This window comes from Candidatus Jordarchaeum sp. (genome assembly GCF_052745115.1).
Genome location: NZ_JBRAKS010000301.1, coordinates 1 through 4,803 on the forward strand (window position 1 = coordinate 1; position 4,803 = coordinate 4,803).

Annotated in this window: 4 protein-coding genes; 2 read left to right on the forward strand and 2 right to left on the reverse strand. The window is 38.8% G+C overall.

The genetic code is table 11. From position 1 onward, the window contains the following. The first annotated feature begins 298 nt into the window (after positions 1-298). Together ACUVXA_RS16500 and ACUVXA_RS16505 are read left to right on the forward strand one after the other, a co-directional pair. Complete coding sequence (locus ACUVXA_RS16500; protein ID WP_445872383.1) at positions 299-1,738, forward strand: acetate--CoA ligase family protein; 1,440 nt, start codon at positions 299-301, stop codon at positions 1,736-1,738. A gap of 165 nt (positions 1,739-1,903) precedes the next feature. After that, positions 1,904-2,473 (forward strand): hypothetical protein, encoded by a 570-nt coding sequence (locus tag ACUVXA_RS16505; protein WP_445872384.1) that lies wholly within the window; start codon positions 1,904-1,906, stop codon positions 2,471-2,473. A 131-nt stretch (positions 2,474-2,604) separates the two neighbouring features. On the opposite strand, the gene ACUVXA_RS16510 is transcribed toward ACUVXA_RS16505, so the two are convergent. Both ACUVXA_RS16510 and ACUVXA_RS16515 read right to left on the reverse strand, forming a co-directional pair. After that, positions 2,605-3,384 carry a hypothetical protein gene (locus tag ACUVXA_RS16510; protein WP_445872385.1) on the reverse strand — a complete coding sequence of 260 codons (780 nt, stop codon included), beginning with the start codon at positions 3,382-3,384 and terminating at the stop codon, positions 2,605-2,607. A 254-nt stretch (positions 3,385-3,638) separates the two neighbouring features. Next, complete coding sequence (locus tag ACUVXA_RS16515; RefSeq protein WP_445872386.1) at positions 3,639-4,511, reverse strand: DUF4097 family beta strand repeat-containing protein; 873 nt, start codon at positions 4,509-4,511, stop codon at positions 3,639-3,641. Positions 4,512-4,803 lie beyond the last annotated feature (292 nt).

A 4,803-nucleotide genomic window follows, 5' to 3' on the forward strand; every position in this document is an offset into this window, starting at 1 on the left:
CACATGGTTGCCCAAAATAAGGTCATTCCAGACCACTCACCGGCTGAAAAGCGCCACACACCTTTCGCATACAGGGGCAAAATAAAATGGTACAACCTTTGCAAAAACCGTTCTCCAGCTACGGAGATTGAAAGTTTTTTAATTATAACTATAAAACAGTTTTGGCCTTTTTTTGACTGTTAGATACATAGGGTAAACGTTGGCAAAAATTTAATTACTGATTAAAACAAAGGTTTGAAGATAAAAAAGTTTCACTTTTTCTTAAGACAATAATAGAGGCAAATAAGGATGAATATCCATGAGTAAAACTACCCGGGATCTGAGTCCCATTTTTGAGCCTAAATCCGTGGCTTTGATCGGAGCCTCAAATAACCCCTTGAAATATGGGTGGATTATACTCGCCAACATTTTAGCTAACGGCTATAAGGGAAAAGTTTACCCTATTAATCCTAATGAGGATAAGATTTGGAACCTGAAAGTTTACCGAAGTCTAAGCGAGGTGCCGGAAGAAGTAGATCTGGTAGATATTGTTAGACCAGCCGAGACGGTTCCGGAACATATTGAAGAATGTGTAGAGAACAATGTAAAATCAGCCATAGTAATTTCTGGAGGATTCAAAGAGACCGGAAGAGAAGGAGAGAAATTAGAAGGGGAAATGGTTAAAATTGCCCGTAAGGGTGGAATGCTACTTGTGGGCCCTAACACTATGGGAGTTTACAGTGCTTCAGTAAGTTTATCCGCTCTTATGCCACCTATACTTCCAAAGCCAGGTGAGGTTTCCCTTATTTCGCAGAGCGGCAACATCGGAACCAATCTACTGGCGTTTGGCAGTGAGCAGGGAATAGGATTCAGCAAGTTTGTCAGCAGCGGAAACGAAGCCGACATCTCCACTTTAGAATACTTGGAATACTTCGCCGAAGACCCCTCATCAAAGGTAATACTCTTGTACTTGGAAGGTTTACGTGAAGGCAGAAGATTTGTTGAAGTGGTAAAAAGAATCAAAGAAAAAAAACCAGTTATTATCTATAAGGCTGCAGTTTCAAGGGCTGGTGCAGGTGCCGCTAAATCTCACTGCGGAGCACTAGCAGGTTCTACCAAAATTTATGAAGCCGCTATAAAACAGTCTGGAGCAATAAGGGCCTCCACAATTAACGGAATGCTAGACTTGGCAGTAGGCTTTCTCTACTTGCCTTTACCCAAGGGTAACAGAGTGGGAATAGTAACTTGGGGTGGAGGATACGGAGTAGTGGCCTCGGATTCCTGTGAACTAGCGGGTTTGGATGTTCCTCCACTAGCACCAGAAACAGTTAAGGAAATCGACCAATTACTTCCCTCATACTGGAGTAGGGGTAATCCAGTTGATCTCGTAGGACTCATCGACCGAGAGGTTCAGCCCAAAACCCTAGAAGCAGTAGCAAAAACCAAGAATATTGACGCTCTTATCGCTTCAGGTTTTATTTTGGGTAGAGCTGTTGGTTCATCCATATACAAACTCCTAGATAGAGAAAATAAAGGTCCAAGTAAAAATTGGACTGAAAGCACCACAAAACAAATTGTGGAAGTTATGAGAAACCTTATGGACAAGTATCAAAAACCCATCGTAACGGTGACCCTTACCACAGACCCTGGAATATTAAAAAATGTCTTAGAAAGTAGGGTGCCTGCCTATTCAACGCTGGAAACCGCAGCAGAGGTATTAGCCAAGATGTATGAGTACCAGAAAAACCTAAAAAAATGAAGAGTACAAAAATTTGTTGAACATGATCTTTAAGGTAAAACTATTTCGTTTTTTCAAAAAACATTTTTAAAACTTTTTAAAAAAGGTGATTTGATTGTTCTAGTAATGTTTATATAGAGTAAGTTAAGACTCTTTTACACAAAGTAATTGAAGGGAGGTGAATGAATGTCTCGGGGAGCAATATTAACCGGTTTTGCCGGAGGAATAATCGGAGCTATAACAAGTGTACTCGGAATTATATGGTTTGCCGCTGCCCTAACAATAGTCATGAGTTTTTGGTCTAGCATTTTTAGTCCGTTTTTCTTCGGGGCGAGTCCTGCAACACTTGCGTTAGTTATAATAGTTGCCGTATTATTTGCTGTTACCTGCATTCTGGTGGGTATAGGTTTTTACGGCATTGGTCAAATTGGTGGAGGTGCTATGGGAACTGCATCTCTAATAGTTGGCATAGTCTTAGGTTCAGCCTTTGGGGTGCTCTCAATCGTAGGAGTTCTTGTATTCCCCTTGTTAAGTACGATTTCCTATGTAGTTCTCGGTGTAACATTTATCATTTTTGGGGCTGCCAGCATTACTATGCATGAAGTTACCATGCACCCCTCAGCTTCAATGGCCGCCGGCATCATTGCCATAATCGGGGGCGTTTTCATTATCCTTTTAGGCGTAATAGGTGGAGCCCTAATGTTTGTTTCCTTTATAATTTGGGCAATTGTATTTTACTCTTCAAGAGAAATGTAATTTCCAAAACTTTATTTTTTTATTTTTCTTTAATTTTGCCTACAATAAATAATAGGTATGAACCGAAAAAATAAAAATATTATTTGCTATGAAAAACTTGATATTTTCATACTTTGTCTAAGAAGCGAAGCTTATGTAGGTTTATTTCCTTGGGAGTTTTTTAGTGTTTTAATTTTTCCATTCTTAGTTATTATTCCTACCTGCTGTGCTGGGTTTCCGGCCCAGAACTGGTTTGGTGGAATCTTTGTTTTATAGGTAACCGAGGAAAGTGGGGCGATCACACTGTTATCTCCTATTTCCACGCCGGGAAATATCACCGAGTATATACCAATGGTCACGTTTCTTCCTACTTTAATCCTCCCTAAGGAAAGTTTACCCCCTGCGAAAATATGGCCAGTAAACAGAGAGCCTCCACCAGCTATGCTTCCATCTCCAAGCTCTACAAGGTAGGGGTCATTGACAATTTGTGCCTGAGTTCCATAGCCCATTTTAGCTTTTAGCATTCTTAGAACATATCCGCCGAGACCAGGCATGCCAAAGGGCTTATTACCAACATAGTGGAGAGCAAGCCTGGTGCTTAAACCATTAATTAACCAGTTTCGAACATTTTTATTTCTTATATCCATCTCATACTCTCCATCTTCAACAGGCTTTATGGAAACTCTTCCAATTACAAGTAAAACCGCGTTAAAAACCCACCTAGCCAAAACGACATACACTGGAGCCAAAGAAACTACTAGATACCACGGAACCTCAATTGGAATAACCTCCAGAAGAAGGTAACTAATTCCTATTACTGGCAGAATTGCAATTATCGAAGCAACGGATAAGTATGCTATCAAGCGCCCAAAAAGATTGGGAGCACCTCTCTCATACTTGGTTTTTAATTCTTCCCGATATTTATCTTCCACTAAGACAACCTCCATTATATAAAACTTGTTGTGATATATTTATTCTCAGATAGTATTAAATATTATTATTTCATTTAAAATAAGTTAAAAGAATAAAGAATTAGCAAAGATGAGATAAAAAATGGGGTCAACTCACTCGCGTATAATAAGTTCCTTTGCCTCCAAAAACGCTGAATCATTTTCAGATTTCCCAATAAGATTTTCTAGCAAGTCTAAAGCCCTTTGATCTATTCTTATAGGTTTCGGTTAAGTAGTTATTTCTGACACCCTTTTTCATTAACTCTACTTATCGATATTACTCCGCTACTTGTCTTTGCAACTAGTTTTCCTGTTCCGTCACCGATGCGACAAGTGCTCAGTCCCTGGTCATAACGCGCATCCACTAATTCTGGTTCACACCTGATACTCCCTAAACTGGTTGAAGCCACAAAAGTTAAGTCTGGTTCACCAATTAGCTTGATATCGATCATTCCAGTGCTGGTCCTAAAATGATTTTCACTATCTGATAAAAGACCGCTAAATCTAATAAAACCGGTGAAGTTACGGGCGGAAACCTTACCATTTACATTTTCCAATCTGATAGATCCATTCTCATTTTTAGCAACAATAGATCCCTCACAATTTTCCAAATTAATGGACCCGTTTTTGTTTTTAACTTTAATATTGCCTTCACATCCTTGCATCCTAATCTCAGAAGCCGATGATTCTACCATAATGTTTCCTCTTACTCCGGTAACCAAAATTTTCTCTTTAAAGGTTTTGAGTTTAAGATCGGATTCTATGGGAACCTTTACCAAAATATTAGCCAACGGCTCACCTGTTATATCCTTGAAACATGACTTACCCTTACAATGACAAGTAATATACACTTGACTGTCTTTTTGTGAAATATTCCAGTATAAATCTTCAATCCGATTAAGATCAAGGTCAACAGTCACTTCAGCATCGTGACTAGGCCTCACTACAATTTCTCCCGGCGCGGTGCTAGTAAGCAACACTTTTGGCTTTCCAGCAACTATAAGTGTCTGGCTTGTTTTCTTACATTTCATATCGGTTTCAGATTTACAATCTAAACTATATCTTGAGTCTGTAGAGAGTTCTCCACTATTTTCTATACAATTAGGCATCCTATAATACCCCCTTAAAAAGGAATATAATCACAGATTCAATTACGAAAAATACCGATATATATCCCACTATTTAGGCAAAACTACACCACTCTCAAATATGCCTGCCGAGAATACCTAAGAGCACTTGAGTTACTAACTAAAGCTTAAAAAGATTTATTTTTTTTAATTTAGCTAATAGCAAACTTATTTAGTCAATTAAATAATTTAATATTATGTCAAAAAATCGTGAAAAGAAAAACCGTTGTCCGAAACTTACCCATCTAGGACACTTCCAGATGGTGTTCGGTTC